General features: G+C 71.1%; 12 protein-coding genes. 3 read left to right on the forward strand and 9 right to left on the reverse strand.

What is annotated here, in order from left to right:
* Nucleotides 1-23: 23 nt before the first annotated feature.
* The 7 genes from OG446_RS16275 to OG446_RS16305 all read right to left on the reverse strand — a co-directional run bounded on the left by OG446_RS16275 (nt 24) and on the right by OG446_RS16305 (nt 7,491).
* Nucleotides 24-467 (reverse strand): hypothetical protein, encoded by a 444-nt coding sequence (locus tag OG446_RS16275; RefSeq protein WP_328894733.1) that lies wholly within the window; start codon nt 465-467, stop codon nt 24-26.
* 442 nt (nt 468-909) lie between these two features.
* Nucleotides 910-1,908, reverse strand: a complete 999-nt coding sequence (gene hemB / locus OG446_RS16280; protein ID WP_328894734.1) for a porphobilinogen synthase — start codon at nt 1,906-1,908, stop codon at nt 910-912.
* 121 nt (nt 1,909-2,029) lie between these two features.
* Nucleotides 2,030-3,697 carry a bifunctional uroporphyrinogen-III C-methyltransferase/uroporphyrinogen-III synthase gene (locus OG446_RS16285; RefSeq protein WP_328894735.1) on the reverse strand — a complete coding sequence of 556 codons (1,668 nt, stop codon included), beginning with the start codon at nt 3,695-3,697 and terminating at the stop codon, nt 2,030-2,032.
* Nucleotides 3,694-4,680 carry a hydroxymethylbilane synthase gene (gene hemC / locus OG446_RS16290; RefSeq protein WP_328894736.1) on the reverse strand — a complete coding sequence of 329 codons (987 nt, stop codon included), beginning with the start codon at nt 4,678-4,680 and terminating at the stop codon, nt 3,694-3,696. The genes OG446_RS16285 and hemC overlap by 4 nt, the downstream gene beginning before the upstream one ends.
* A complete protein-coding gene (locus tag OG446_RS16295) occupies nt 4,677-6,173 on the reverse strand; it encodes a glutamyl-tRNA reductase (RefSeq protein WP_328894737.1) in 1,497 nt (498 codons plus the stop codon). The genes hemC and OG446_RS16295 overlap by 4 nt, the downstream gene beginning before the upstream one ends.
* Nucleotides 6,170-6,943: a redox-sensing transcriptional repressor Rex gene (locus tag OG446_RS16300; RefSeq protein WP_148020057.1), complete on the reverse strand. Its 774-nt coding sequence runs from the start codon at nt 6,941-6,943 to the stop codon at nt 6,170-6,172. Before OG446_RS16300 ends, OG446_RS16295 begins: the two co-directional genes overlap by 4 nt.
* Nucleotides 6,944-7,215: 272 nt before the next feature.
* Entirely contained in the window at nt 7,216-7,491 is a 276-nt protein-coding gene (locus OG446_RS16305) for a glutaredoxin family protein (RefSeq protein ID WP_326736901.1), read from the reverse strand.
* Between the two features lie 226 nt (nt 7,492-7,717).
* Between OG446_RS16305 and OG446_RS16310 the strand changes: the two genes are divergently transcribed.
* The 3 genes from OG446_RS16310 (at nt 7,718) to OG446_RS16320 (ending at nt 11,504) form a co-directional block, all read left to right on the forward strand.
* Nucleotides 7,718-8,662 carry an HAD family hydrolase gene (locus tag OG446_RS16310; protein WP_328894738.1) on the forward strand — a complete coding sequence of 315 codons (945 nt, stop codon included), beginning with the start codon at nt 7,718-7,720 and terminating at the stop codon, nt 8,660-8,662.
* 643 nt (nt 8,663-9,305) lie between these two features.
* Nucleotides 9,306-10,082, forward strand: coding sequence for an ECF subfamily RNA polymerase sigma factor, BldN family (locus tag OG446_RS16315; protein WP_024490754.1), 777 nt, complete (start codon nt 9,306-9,308; stop codon nt 10,080-10,082).
* 225 nt (nt 10,083-10,307) lie between these two features.
* Nucleotides 10,308-11,504, forward strand: coding sequence for a DUF5667 domain-containing protein (locus OG446_RS16320; protein WP_328894739.1), 1,197 nt, complete (start codon nt 10,308-10,310; stop codon nt 11,502-11,504).
* Nucleotides 11,505-11,602: 98 nt separating this feature from the next.
* On the opposite strand, the gene OG446_RS16325 is transcribed toward OG446_RS16320, so the two are convergent.
* Nucleotides 11,603-12,631, reverse strand: a complete 1,029-nt coding sequence (locus tag OG446_RS16325; RefSeq protein WP_328894740.1) for a lysophospholipid acyltransferase family protein — start codon at nt 12,629-12,631, stop codon at nt 11,603-11,605.
* Between the two features lie 15 nt (nt 12,632-12,646).
* A complete protein-coding gene (locus OG446_RS16330; RefSeq protein WP_328894741.1) occupies nt 12,647-13,735 on the reverse strand; it encodes an NAD-dependent epimerase/dehydratase family protein in 1,089 nt (362 codons plus the stop codon).
* Nucleotides 13,736-13,863 lie beyond the last annotated feature (128 nt).

Raw genomic sequence — 13,863 nt, forward strand, 5'->3', positions numbered from 1 at the left:
TCAAGGGCTTGCCGGGCAAGCCCTTACCACTCGTCGCGCCACTGCGAAAATTTTAGGCCCGGTCCAAGCTTGACCGAAGTGGCGTCCTCGACGCGCTGGTTCGGAGTGTGCTCGCTGGTCGAGCTCTCTACCGGCCCTTCGGCGAGACCCCCTTCATGGAAGGGAACCCGGTCGACGACCTCGCCCTCATCGTTGAGAAAGTCCAGAGTGCCCGTAATGGTGTTGTAGTGCTGTTCGCGTAGAATGCCGTCCACCGTCATCCGCACCGTCTTCTCCTTCCCCGACGGGCGGGACAGGTGAAGATGCTCACGCGCAGTCCGAGCCACCGCGGGTGACGTGGCTTCCGTGCTGGCCGGGAAGAGCTCGTTTTCACGCTTGTCGTCCACGGCGTAGAGGAGCAGGCCGAGCAGTGCGGCAGATACTGCCGCTACGGCGGCCCACGGCAGAAGACGTGATCGGCGAGACATCCTGGCATCCTTGCACGTCGTCTCCGTGCCCTCCAGACCATGGCTGCCACACTTCCGTTTGCCGGCTTCGTCGGCCGCTGGTGTGGAGTCCGGGCGCGCTGCCACCCTCCCGGCCTTGATCGGCCAGGTTGGCAACCGCCTTCGGCCGAACCGTCATTTGGGTCACGACCAGCCAGGGTCGCCCAACAAGATCGTGTGACGAGCTCAAAGGTTCGGTCAGAGCCAGGAGGAAGTCTCAGCCGCTCTGGGCGAGCCGATCACGGGACGGGGCGAGATCTACGCGCGGTGGTATCCCTTCGCCGGAGTTGGCGTCGACACCCACTACGACCAGGAGACTGATTCGGGTGGTGGAGCCTCGGAGCCCGCGTAGGAGCCGCCAGGGCTTGAGGGTGACCTGACCCGCGGCGCGGCGCTCGCCACGGGCCCCCGCCTCAGCGACCGCTCACGCGCGCCGCAGCTTCTGCGCGACCTCCGTCGCCCAGTACGTCAGGATCATCTGCGCACCCGCCCGCCGGATCCCGGTCAGGCTCTCCAGGATCGCCGCGTCCCGGTCGATCCAGCCCTTCTCCGCGGCGGCCTCGATCATCGCGTACTCGCCACTGATCTGGTACGCGGCGACCGGCACGTCCACGGAGTCCGCGACCTTGGCCAGGACGTCGAGGTACGGGCCGGCCGGCTTGACCATGACCATGTCCGCGCCCTCGGCGAGGTCGAGCGCCAGCTCGCGCATCGACTCGCGGAGGTTGGCCGGGTCCTGCTGGTACGTCTTGCGGTCGCCCTTGAGCGAGGAGCCGACGGCCTCGCGGAACGGGCCGTAGAAGGCGGAGGAGTACTTCGCCGTGTACGCGAGGATCGACACGTCCTCGTACCCGGTCTGGTCCAGCGCGTCGCGGATCACACCGACCTGGCCGTCCATCATGCCGCTGGGGCCGACCACATGGGCGCCCGCGTCGGCCTGGACCTGGGCCATCTCCGCGTACCGCTCCAGCGTCGCGTCGTTGTCGACGCGGCCGTCCTCGGTCAGCACACCGCAGTGGCCGTGGTCGGTGGTCTCGTCCAGGCAGAGGTCGGACATGACGACGAGATCGTCACCGACCTCCTCGCGCACCGCACGCAGTCCGAGCTGGAGGATGCCGTCCGGGTCGGTGCCTGCCGTGCCTCGGGCGTCCTTCTTCTCGTCCAGGGGGACGCCGAACAGCATGATGCCGGAGACGCCCGCCGAGACCGCGTCGACCGCGGCCTTCCGCAGGGTGTCCAGGGTGTGCTGCTGCACGCCGGGCATGGCCGAGATGGCGACGGGGGCGTCGATGCCCTCGCGCACGAACGCGGGCAGGATCAGGTTCGCCGGGTCGAGCCGGGTCTCGGCGACCATCCGCCGCATGACGGGGGTCGTCCGCAGCCGTCGGGGGCGAGAGCCGGGGAAGTTTCCGTACACAGTCATCCTTCGAGACTAGACCCGTACACATCACGCTCTTGCCGACACTGGTGCCGGAAAAACGGGCAGGGGCCCGGCCGCTTCACGGAGAAGCGGACCGGACCCCAGAGACCTTCCGCGGGTGCGCTCAGGTCGTCGTACGACGCCGCCGCGCACCCGGACGGCGCTCGCTCGGCCGCGTCACCGGGTCACCGGCCTCCTTCGCCGCGTCCCGGCGCTGCGCGCCGAACTCGGCGAGGGCCTCGGCCAGCTTGTGCACCGAGGGCTCCGGGGAGAGGACGTCGACACGCAGGCCGTGCTCCTCGGCGGTCTTCGCCGTGGCCGGGCCGATGCACGCGATGACCGTCACGTTGTGCGGCTTGCCGGCGATGCCGACCAGGTTGCGCACGGTCGAGGACGAGGTGAAGAGCACCGCGTCGAAACCGCCGCCCTTGATCGCCTCACGCGTGTCGGCGGGCGGCGGCGAGGCGCGGACCGTGCGGTACGCGGTGACGTCGTCGACCTCCCAGCCGAGCTCGATGAGCCCGGCCACCAGCGTCTCGGTGGCGATGTCCGCACGCGGCAGGAAGACACGGTCGATCGGGTCGAAGACCGGGTCGTACGGCGGCCAGTCCTCCAGCAGACCCGCGGCCGACTGCTCACCCGAGGGCACCAGGTCCGGCTTCACACCGAAGTCGACGAGCGCGGCGGCGGTCTGCTCGCCGACGGCCGCGACCTTGATCCCGGCGAAGGCACGGGCGTCGAGCCCGTACTCCTCGAACTTCTCCCGGACCGCCTTCACCGCGTTGACCGAGGTGAACGCGATCCACTCGTAGCGGCCCGTGACCAGGCCCTTGACCGCCCGCTCCATCTGCTGCGGCGTACGCGGCGGCTCGACGGCGATCGTCGGGACCTCGTGCGGCACGGCACCGTACGAACGCAGCTGATCGGAGAGCGACGCCGCCTGCTCCTTCGTACGCGGCACGAGCACCTTCCAGCCGAACATCGGCTTGGACTCGAACCACGCGAGCTGGTCGCGCTGGGCGGCGGAGCTGCGCTCCCCGACCACGGCTATGACGGGCTGGTGCCCGTCCGGGGACGGCAGGATCTTGCCCTGCTTGAAGACCTGGGCGATCGTGCCGAGCGTCGCCGTCCAGGTGCGCTGGCGCGTCGTCGTACCGGCGACCGTCACGGTCAGCGGGGTGTCGGGCTTGCGGCCCGCCGAGACCAGCTCGCCGGCGGCCGCGGCCACCGCGTCGAGCTGCGTCGAGATCACGCACGTGGAGTCGCTGGCGCCGACCTCGCTCCAGCAGCGGTCCGAGGCGGTACGGGCGTCGATGAAGCGGACGTCCGCGCCCTGCGCGTCGCGCAGCGGCACCCCGGCGTACGCGGGCACGCCCACGGCGTTGGCGACGCCCGGCACGACCTCGAACGGGATGCCCGCGGCGGCGCAGGCCAGCATCTCACCGCCCGCGTTGCCGTCGAGACCGGGGTCACCGGAGACGGCACGGACGACCCGCCTGCCGCCCTTCGCGGCCTCCATGACAAGATTGACCGCATCCCTGAGAACGGGAACACCGGCGGCTGTTGACTGCGCGTCAACAACCGTCAGCTCAGGCGTGCTTACGCCTGCCCGCGCATGACAGCGGACGACGCCGAGAACGTCCGGCTCGGCGACAAGAACGTCCGCGCTCGCAAGCGCCTCGACGGCGCGCAGAGTCAGCAGTCCCGGGTCGCCGGGACCGGCGCCGAGGAAGGTGACGTGCCCTGCGGACAGGACCGGGTAATCGGATGCGGCGTGGCCGGTGGGGCTCAAAGTGCTCGCTCCCCCATAAGACCGGCCGCACCCTTGGCGAGCATCTCGGCCGCGAGTTCGCGACCGAGGGCCGCCGCGTCGTCGTGCGACGTGGGGACGGGACCGGTGGTGGACATCTGTACCAGCGAGGAACCGTCGATGGAACCGACGACACCGCGCAGGCGCAGTTCGTTGACAGCCTGGCCGTCGGCCAGGAGGTCGGCCAGCGCACCCACAGGTGCGGAGCAGCCGGCCTCCAGGGCGGCGAGCAGGGCACGTTCGGCGGTCACGGCGGCCCGGGTGTACGGGTCGTCGAGCTCGGCGAGCGCGGCGGCGAGGTCGGCGCTGCTGGCAGCGCACTCGATCGCCAGTGCTCCCTGGCCGGGAGCGGGCAGAACGGTGTCGACCGACAGGAAATCGGTCACCTCACCGCTCCGTCCGAGGCGGCTGAGCCCGGCCGCGGCGAGTACCACCGCGTCGAGTTCACCGCTTCGCACAAATCCGATACGCGTATCGACGTTGCCCCGGATCGGCACGGTCTCGATGTCGAGGCCGTGACTGCGGGCGTACGCGTTGAGCTGCGCCATGCGGCGCGGCGAGCCGGTGCCGACACGGGCACCGGACGGCAGCTGCTCGAAGGTCAGCCCGTCGCGCGCCACCAGGGCGTCGCGCGGGTCCTCGCGCACCGGCACGGCGGCCAGCACGAGACCCTCGGGCTGCGCGGTCGGCAGGTCCTTGAGCGAGTGGACGGCGAAGTCCACCTCGCCGCGCAGCAGCGCGTCACGCAGCGCGGCGACGAAGACGCCGGTGCCACCGATCTGCGCGAGGTGCTCGCGGGAGGTGTCCCCGTACGTGGTGATCTCGACGAGTTCGACGGCGCGCCCGGTCACCTCGCTGACCGCGTCGGCCACCAGGCCGGACTGCGCCATGGCGAGCTTGCTGCGCCGGGTCCCCAGCCTCAGCGGCTGGGGTGGCCCCGCGCCCAGGGGTGAGTTGTCGGTCATGACCGCCCTCGATTCGGGTCGTTCAGGTCTGCCCGGGAGACGGCGGCGACCGTCTGCGGGTCGAGGTCGAAGAGTTCCCGCAGCGCATCGGCGTACCCGGCGCCGCCGGGCTCGCTGGCGAGCTGCTTGACCCGCACGGTGGGCGCGTGCAGGAGCTTGTCGACGACGCGGCGCACGGTCTGCGAGATCTCGGCGCGCTGCTTCTCGTCCAGGTCGGGGAGGCGGCCGTCCAGCCGTGCGATCTCGCCCGCGACCACTCCGGCGGCCATCGTGCGCAGGGCGACGACGGTGGGAGTGATGTGGGCGGCGCGCTGGGCGGCACCGAAGGCGGCGACCTCGTCGGCGACGATGCTGCGCACCTGGTCCACATCGGCGGCCATCGGGGCGTCCGCGGACGCCTCCGCGAGCGACTCGATGTCGACGAGGCGCACACCGTCGAGGCGGGCGGCGCCGCCGTCGATGTCGCGCGGCATGGCCAGGTCCAGCAGGGCGAGCCGGACGGGCCCGGTGGACTGGGCCGGGATCCGGCGGACGGCGCGGGCCTGCGCGGTCGCGGTGGCGGAACCGTTCTCCACCCACGCGGCGTGCTGCTCGTCCGGCTCGGCGAGCGGGGCCGACGCGGGTGCGGCGGGCGCCTCGTGCGCGGGGGCGAAGTCCAGCCCGAGCGCTCCGGCGACGGCCTCGGCGCTCAGGACGAGCCCGGTGGCTCCGGTGCAGGAGACGACGACGTCGGCACGTGTCAGTTCGTCGGAGACCGCGGCCATCTCCACGGCGTGGGCGGCCACTCCCGTACCGCCGGCCTGGTTGAGGATCTCGACCAGACGGTCGGCGCGGGCCCGGGTGCGGTTGGCGACGACGATCTCGGCGACACCGGTACGGGCCAGGGTCGCGGCGGCCAGCGAGGACATCGAGCCCGCGCCGATCACCAGGGCGCGCTTGCCCTGCGCCCAGGCCGCGGGATCACGGCCGTCGGCGAGCTGTTCCAGGCCGAAGGTGACGAGCGACTGCCCGGCGCGGTCGATCCCGGTCTCGCTGTGGGCGCGCTTGCCGACCCGCAGGGCCTGCTGGAAGAGGTCGTTCAGCAGCCGGCCGGCGGTGTGGAGCTCCTGCCCCAGCGCCAGCGCGTCCTTGATCTGGCCGAGGATCTGTCCCTCGCCCACGACCATCGAGTCCAGTCCGCAGGCCACCGAGAACAGGTGGTGGACGGCCCGGTCCTCGTAGTGCACGTAGAGATAGGGAGTGAGCTCGTCCAGGCCGACGCCGCTGTGCTGGGCGAGCAGCGTGGACAGCTCGGCGACGCCCGCGTGGAACTTGTCCACGTCGGCGTACAGCTCGATGCGGTTGCAGGTGGCGAGGACGGCGGCCTCGACCGCGGGCTCTGCGGCGAGGGTGTCCTCAAGCAGCTTGGCCTGGCTGTCGGCGGACAGCGAGGCCCGCTCCAGCACGGAGACGGGGGCGCTGCGGTGGCTCAGCCCTACGACAAGGAGACTCATGCCGGCATCACGGCGGGCATGTCCCCGTCGGGTCCCTTCCGGCTGCTGGTCGCGGCGCGCACGGGCGGCGCGGCCGGGTCCGGTCCGCTGTCGGCGGAAGCGGCGTCCTCGCCGGCCTTGCGCTGCTCGTGGAAGGCGAGGATCTGCAGCTCGATGGAGAGGTCGACCTTGCGCACGTCGACGCCGTCGGGCACCGAGAGCACGGTCGGGGCGAAGTTCAGGATGGAGGTGACGCCCGCGGCGACGAGCCGGTCGCAGACCTGCTGGGCGGCGCCGGGCGGGGTCGTGATCACACCGATCGAGACGCCGTTCTCGCTGATGATGCGGTCCAGGTCGTCGGCGTGCTGGACGGGGATCCCGGCGACCGGCGTTCCGGCCATCGCGGGATCGGCGTCGATCAGCGCGGCGACCCGGAAGCCGCGGGAGGCGAAACCGCCGTAGTTGGCGAGCGCGGCGCCGAGGTTACCGATGCCGACGATGGCGACCGGCCAGTCCTGGGTGAGGCCGAGTTCGCGCGAGATCTGGTAGACGAGGTACTCGACGTCGTAGCCGACACCGCGGGTCCCGTAAGAACCGAGATAGCTGAAGTCCTTGCGCAGCTTCGCGGAGTTGACCCCCGCCGCCGCAGCGAGCTCCTCGGAGGAGACCGTGGGGACCGAACGCTCGGAGAGCGCGGTCAGCGCACGGAGATACAGCGGAAGTCGGGCGACGGTGGCCTCGGGAATTCCTCGGCTACGGGTCGCCGGTCGGTGATTTCGGCCAGTTGCCACGGTGCTCCTGCGGGATGAGCGGGGCTGCAGGCGGCCGTATGTCCCAAGACCGCCCCGTCGAATGCAGGCTATGTCTTTGTGAACGCGTGCACAAAGATGGTGTCCGTTTTGTCCGGTCAAAGTGACCGGGGTCACGCGCACTCGTCGCGCGATCCAGGAACCGCGGATCGCATCAGCCCGTTGCAGGCCCGAAGGGGGCAAAGCGGAACACACTCCTCACAGCCACGCCCCCGAGACCACTCAAAACGCCCACGATGGTAACCAGGTTTCACTCAGGAAAGCAGCGCGCTGCGCAGTCTTGCCGGGTCCACGCGCCAGAACGTGTGCTGTTCGTTATCTACGAGCACCACGGGGATCTGCTCCCAGTACTCCTTGTACAACTCCTCGTCCCGGGTGATGTCCTTCTCCTCCCAGGAAGCACCGGTCTCCTCGCAGACCGCCCGCACCACCGCCCGGGCGTCGTCGCAGAGGTGACACCCCGGCTTCCCGACCAGGGTCACCACGCGGTCGGCGGGCTTCTTCTTCGTACGACGCAGCAGGGCACTCATACCTTTCATTCTGCGCCGCCCCCGGGCCCGATCCGACCTCCGCGCGGCCCCTGCCCGGCCCCGCTTCGGCCCCGAACCGGCCCCGAACCGGCCCCGAAGCGGTCTTGAGCCGGCCTTGAACCATTACGCCCGGGAATCGCCCGTTTAACGCGTCGGTCTCCGAGAGTTCACGCCGCCGCATCCCGGCAGGTCGGGAAGGAGCGGGGTGACTGGCTATGCTCACGGCATGGCCGCTCTTGGATGGCTCACACCGCGTAGGCGTTCCGCGACAGCACGCAGCGTGCTGGCCGGCGAAGCAGCGGCGGAGGCAGCACGGAAGTCCTCGCTCGCCGCCGAGCAGTCCGACGGTGCCGAGGACGGCGCCGCGCAGGACGGGGAACCCGAGTTCCCCGTCGTCGGCGACGACCGGGCCGCCGCCTTCTTCGACCTCGACAACACCGTCATGCAGGGCGCCGCGATCTTCCACTTCGGCCGCGGCCTGTACAAGCGGAAGTTCTTCGAGCGCCGCGAGCTCACCCGGTTCGCCTGGCAGCAGGCCTGGTTCCGGCTGGCCGGCGTCGAGGACCCCGAACACATGCAGGACGCCCGCGACAGCGCCCTGTCCATCGTCAAGGGCCATCGCGTCTCCGAGCTGATGTCGATCGGCGAGGAGATCTACGACGAGTACATGGCCGACCGCATCTGGCCCGGCACCCGCGCGCTCGCCCAGGCCCACCTCGACGCCGGCCAGAAGGTCTGGCTGGTCACCGCCGCCCCGGTGGAGACCGCCACGATCATCGCCCGCCGGCTCGGCCTGACCGGCGCGCTGGGCACCGTCGCCGAATCGGTCGACGGCGTCTACACCGGGCGCCTGGTCGGCGAACCCCTGCACGGCCCGGCGAAGGCCGAGGCGGTACGCGCCCTGGCCGCGGCCGAGGGACTGGACCTGGCCCGCTGCGCGGCGTACAGCGACTCGCACAACGACATCCCGATGCTGTCCCTGGTCGGGCACCCGTACGCGATCAACCCGGACACCAAGCTCCGCAAGCACGCGCGCGCCCGGGACTGGCGGCTGCGCGACTACCGGACCGGCCGCAAGGCCGCCAAGGTCGGCATCCCGGCCGCCGCCGGCGTGGGCGCCCTCGCCGGCGGCACCGCGGCAGCCGTCGCCCTGCACCGCCGTCGCCACTGACCCTCCCCGGCCGCAGGCCACCGGGGCCGCAGGCCACCGGGGCCGCAGGCCACCGGGGCCGGGCCACGCCCGGCCCCCTGCACCGCCGTCGCCACTGACCCTCCCCGGCCGCAGGCCACCGGGGCCGCAGGCCACCGGGGCCGGGCCACGCCCGGCCCCCTGCACCGCCGTCGCCACTGACCCTCCCCGGCCGCAGGCCGCCGGGGCCGCAGGCCGCCGGGGCCGCAGGCCGCCGGGGCCGCAGGCCGCCGGGGCCGCAGGCCGCCGGGGCCGCAGGCCACCGGGGCCGCAGGCCACCGGGGCCGCAGGCCGCCGGGGCCGGGCCACGCCCGGCCCCCTGCCGCCAATCGGGACCCCATACCCACCGACCGCTCCGGCCAGTCGGGTTACCCGCACTCGACCACAACCCGTCGCGGCCTGTGACAGATCTCGAAGTAATCCGATCAATAACCGGTCACGATGTGCTACTTGATGCGTCGAATAGTCGCTACAGAAGCGACGTAATCGATGATTTGAGCAACTGGGTGTAGCACTGCCTGTACGAAGCGTTATTCTCCTCAGACGCATTCCGGAACCCACCACTCACTACGACGAGTGACGGTTTCGCACTGCACGTGATGGAAGCTCTGCCTCTGGGAGTCCCGTGTACCCACACGTCGGGGTTGACGCCTCGGGCCTGGCTACGCTGCGCGCAACGGTCGGCGACCGCTTGCGCGGCTTCGTCCCCACCGCGTACGCCGTACCCGCCTTTGCCACCCCTGCACCTGCCGGCCCCTGCTACGCCCTGGCCGAACGCGGCGCGGCGGTCGGAAGACGCAGCAACCGCGGCGCAACGACCACGTCCACCGTTCGTCGGCCGACCGCCGACAGCGACAGCGCGCGCATGATGGATCTCGTCGAGCGCGCACAGGCCGGTGAGGCTGACGCCTTCGGCCGCCTCTATGACCAGTACAGCGACACCGTGTACCGCTACATCTACTACCGGGTGGGCGGCAAGGCGACGGCGGAGGACCTCACGAGTGAGACCTTCCTCCGCGCCCTGCGGCGCATCTCCACCTTCACCTGGCAGGGCCGCGACTTCGGCGCCTGGCTGGTCACCATCGCTCGCAACCTGGTCGCCGACCACTTCAAATCCAGTCGTTTCCGACTGGAAGTGACCACCGGCGAGATGCTCGACGCCAACGAGGTCGAGCGCAGCCCCGAGGACTCCGTCCTGGAGTCCCTCTCCAATGCCGCACTGCTGCAAGCCGTGCGCCGACTCAACCCCCAGCAGCAGGAGTGCGTGACCCTGCGCTTCCTGCAAGGCCTCTCGGTCGCCGAGACCGCCCGGGTGATGGGCAAGAACGAGGGCGCGATCAAGACCCTGCAGTACCGCGCCGTCCGCACTCTCGCCCGGCTCCTTCCGGACGATGCCCGCTGACCCGACCCCGGACCGAGTCACTCTCGGCGACATGTTCATCACGCACTGGTCCGATCATCTTTCGTGCGTAACCCCAATGCCGCGCCGCTCGTTGTGCCGGTTGCAGGCTCCCTGTCGTCACTCCATGTCCGCAGACACTCACTCAATCGTGTGGATGCGCTCAAGGTGTGCAACCTTCCGGACCCACAGGGGAGTCGACCGTCATGACGAGAGGAGGTGCCGCCAGTGATCGCAAACGTTTCGGCACACCGGCGGGCGAACGCCTTCGCCCAGGCCCTGGAGGAGCAGTCGCTCCGCGGTGCGGCGGCCGTACAGCCCGAGGACCCGGCCGAACAGGCCGGCCCCGGACCGCTGTTGGCCCTGGCGAACGGCCTCGGTGAGCTACCGAAGCCGGAGTTGGATCCCGAGGTCAAAGTGGTGCAGCGAGCCCAGCTCGTCGCCGCCATGGAGGCCATGTTCGCCGAGGGCGGCGCGTCCGCGGACCCTACGGTGCCCGAACAACGGGGCAAGGGGGCCCACCGGGCCTCGCCACTCCGGAAACTGCGCCCCAGATCCCGCTGGACGAAGGGCCTCGCGGCCGGCGGACTCACCGTCGGTGTGGCCGCGGGAGCCTTCGGCGGAGTGGCCGCTGCCAGTTCCGACGCCCTGCCGGGTGACTCCCTCTACGGGCTGAAGCGCGGCATGGAGGACATCCACCTCGGCCTCGCCGACAGTGACACCGACCGCGGCGAGGTCTACCTGGACCAGGCCTCGACCCGGCTCAGCGAAGCCCGCAGGCTGATGGAGCGCGCCCGCTCCGGCGACCTGGACCACGAGCAGCTCGGCGAGGTCCGACGCACGCTGGGCCGCATGACCCACGACGCCACGGAGGGCCACCGCCTGCTCCACGCCGCCTACGAACGCGACGGCGCGATCGGCCCCATCCAGACCCTCGAGTCGTTCTCCCGCACCCACCGCGACAGCTGGAGCAACCTCCGCGACCGCCTCCCCGTACAGCTGACCGACATCGGCGACCAGGTGAGCTCGGTCTTCGCAGCCATAGACCAAGAGGTCGAACCGCTGCAGTCGCTGCTCCCCCGCCCCCCGGAGACGGACAGCGGATCCAAGGAGTCCGGCACCACCGGCAACGGCTCGGCGCCGTCCTCCCGTTCGCACGCCCCGTCGCCCTCGTCGCCCTCCGGCACGCACGACGGCGGTACGGGTACCAGCTCCTCGCCCCGCCCGTCGGGCTCGGGCAGCAGCCCCGCGGACGGCCTGATCGGCGGCGGCACGGACGGCCTCTTCGACCCGCCGTCCCCCGACGCCACCACACCGTCCCAGGACACACCGAGCACGACCCCGTCGCCGGACATCACCCTGCCGCCCCTGCTCCCCGGCCTGATCGGCGGCCTGGGAATCGACGCCCAGGACGACAAGAACTGATAAACATCGCCGGACGGGCACGAACCAAGCCCGTCCGGCGATTGAGGACAAAGCCCGCGCCCAGGGCGCACCGGCACCCGCACCGCACCCGCACAACGTCAGAAGAACACCGAACGCCGCTGCACCAGCAACTTGTACAGCGTGTGCTGAATCTGCTCCCGCACCTGATCCGTCAGGTTGAACATCAGCATCGGATCCTCCGCCGCCTCCACCGGATACCCGTCCGTGGGAATGGGCTCACCGAACTGGATCGTCCACTTCGTCGGCAACGGCAGGGCCCCCAGCGGCCCCAGCCACGGAAACGTCGGCGTGATCGGGAAGTACGGAATGCCCAGCAGCCGCGCCAGCGTCTTCGAGTTGCCGATCATCGGGTAGATCTCCTCCGCCCCCACGATCGAGCACGGCACGATCGGCACCCCGGCCCGCAACGCCGTGGACACGAAGCCGCCCCGCCCGAAGCGCTGGAGCTTGTACCGCTCGCCGAACGGCTTGCCGATGCCCTTGAACCCCTCCGGCATCACACCGACGACCTCGCCCTGCCGCAGCAGCCGCTCCGCGTCCTCCGCACAGGCCAGCGTGTGCCCGGCCTTGCGGGCCAGCTCGTTCACGACCGGCAGCATGAAGACCAGGTCCGCCGCGAGCAGCCGCAGATGCCGCCCCGCCGGATGGTTGTCGTGCACCGCGACCTGGAGCATCAGCCCGTCCAGCGGCAGCGTCCCCGAGTGGTTGGACACGATGAGCGCCCCGCCGTCCGACGGGATGTTCTCGATGCCCTTCACCTCGACCCGGAAGTACTTCTCGTACACCGGCCGCAGCATCGACATCAGGACCTGGTCGGTGAGCTCCTCGTCGTAACCGAACTCGTCGACGTCGTACTCGCCCGTGACCCGCCGCCGCAGGAACGCGAGCCCGCCCGCGATCCGCCGGTCCCAGCCACCACCACCCGGGCCCTCAGAGACCACCACAGCCTCCTCCTGCCCCTCCGGTGGCGGCGAGGTACCCGGCTGTCCGGGCAGGGCGCTGACGGACCCTGTGCCGCGTCCCGAGGGCCGCCGGCGCGCGGCACGCGCCACACCCCCCGACCGCGAACGGTCGTCGTCGAACGGAATGACCTTGGCATCCGCCATCGTCGGTGCGCTCCTCTACCTGGCGCTCGGAGTCGGGTGTGTGTCGCCGCTGCTCCCCGGGGCCCTGCCGGTCCCCCCGGCGAACGGCAGCGCGGCCAGCCTGTCGACGGCCCGGCCCACCACCGCGGGCGGCAGCAGCCCCGGCCCACGGCTGCGCGCGAACTCGGCGAAGGTCTCCGCCGTGGAGAACCGCGGGCGGAAGCCCAGGGTCTCGCGCATCTGGACCGTGGAGACCACCCTGCCATGGGTGAGCAGCCGGATCTGTTCCGGCGAGAAGTCCGTCATGCCGACCGTACGCAGCGCCTGCCCGACCCACGTGACCGCGGGCAGCAGCAGCGGCATCGTCGGCCGCCCCAGCCGCCGCGCGCACTGCGAGAGCAGCAGCACCCCGTCCCCCGCGATGTTGAACGTGCCGCTGTTCAGCGTCCCGCGCCGCGGCTCGCCCGAGGCGATGCCGAGAACGTCGAGGACGTCGTCCTCGTGGACGAACTGGAGCCTCGGGTCGTACCCGAACACCGTCGGCAGGACCGGCAGCGCCAGATAGTCGGCGAGCGGCGAGTCCGGGTCGGGCCCCAGGATGTTCGCGAACCTCAGCACGCACACGGCCACGTCCGGCCTGCGGCGCGCGAAGCCCCGCACGTACCCCTCGACCTCCGCCGCGTCCTTCGCGAAGCCACCGCCGGGCAGCGACTTGGGCGGCGTCGTCTCGTGGAAGACCGCCGGATCGCGGGGCGCGGAGCCGTACACGCCCGTACTGGACTTGACCACCATCCGCCGGACCGACGGCGCCTTCTGACAGGCGCCGAGCAACTGCATCGTGCCGATGACGTTGGTCTCCTTGACCGCGGTACGCCCCTGGGCCCCGAGCGCCTTGCCGCTGACGTCCAGGTGCACGACCGTGTCGACCATGTGCTCGGCGAGGACCCTGGCGATGGCGGGCTGGCGGATGTCCGCGCGCACGAAGACGGCGTCGCCCAGCCGGTCCCCGGGCGCGACCGCGTCGACCGCGATCACCCGGTCCACATCCGGTTCACGCTGGATGCGCCGCACGAACCGGCCGCCCAGCTGCCGGGCCGCTCCCGTGACGAGCACGACCTTCCCCAAGATCAGCGCCTTCCGTCGGTCTCCCGTGAGGTGAGTGGAAGGGGCGCCCGCGAAAAGGCACTCCCCCGGTCGTCACCGTAGCGGGTGGATGTTGCCCTGTGACGTCTGCGCGGCTGCGTTCTCCCGCG

It is taken from the genome of Streptomyces sp. NBC_00236 (genome assembly GCF_036195045.1).
Taxonomy (GTDB): domain Bacteria; phylum Actinomycetota; class Actinomycetes; order Streptomycetales; family Streptomycetaceae; genus Streptomyces.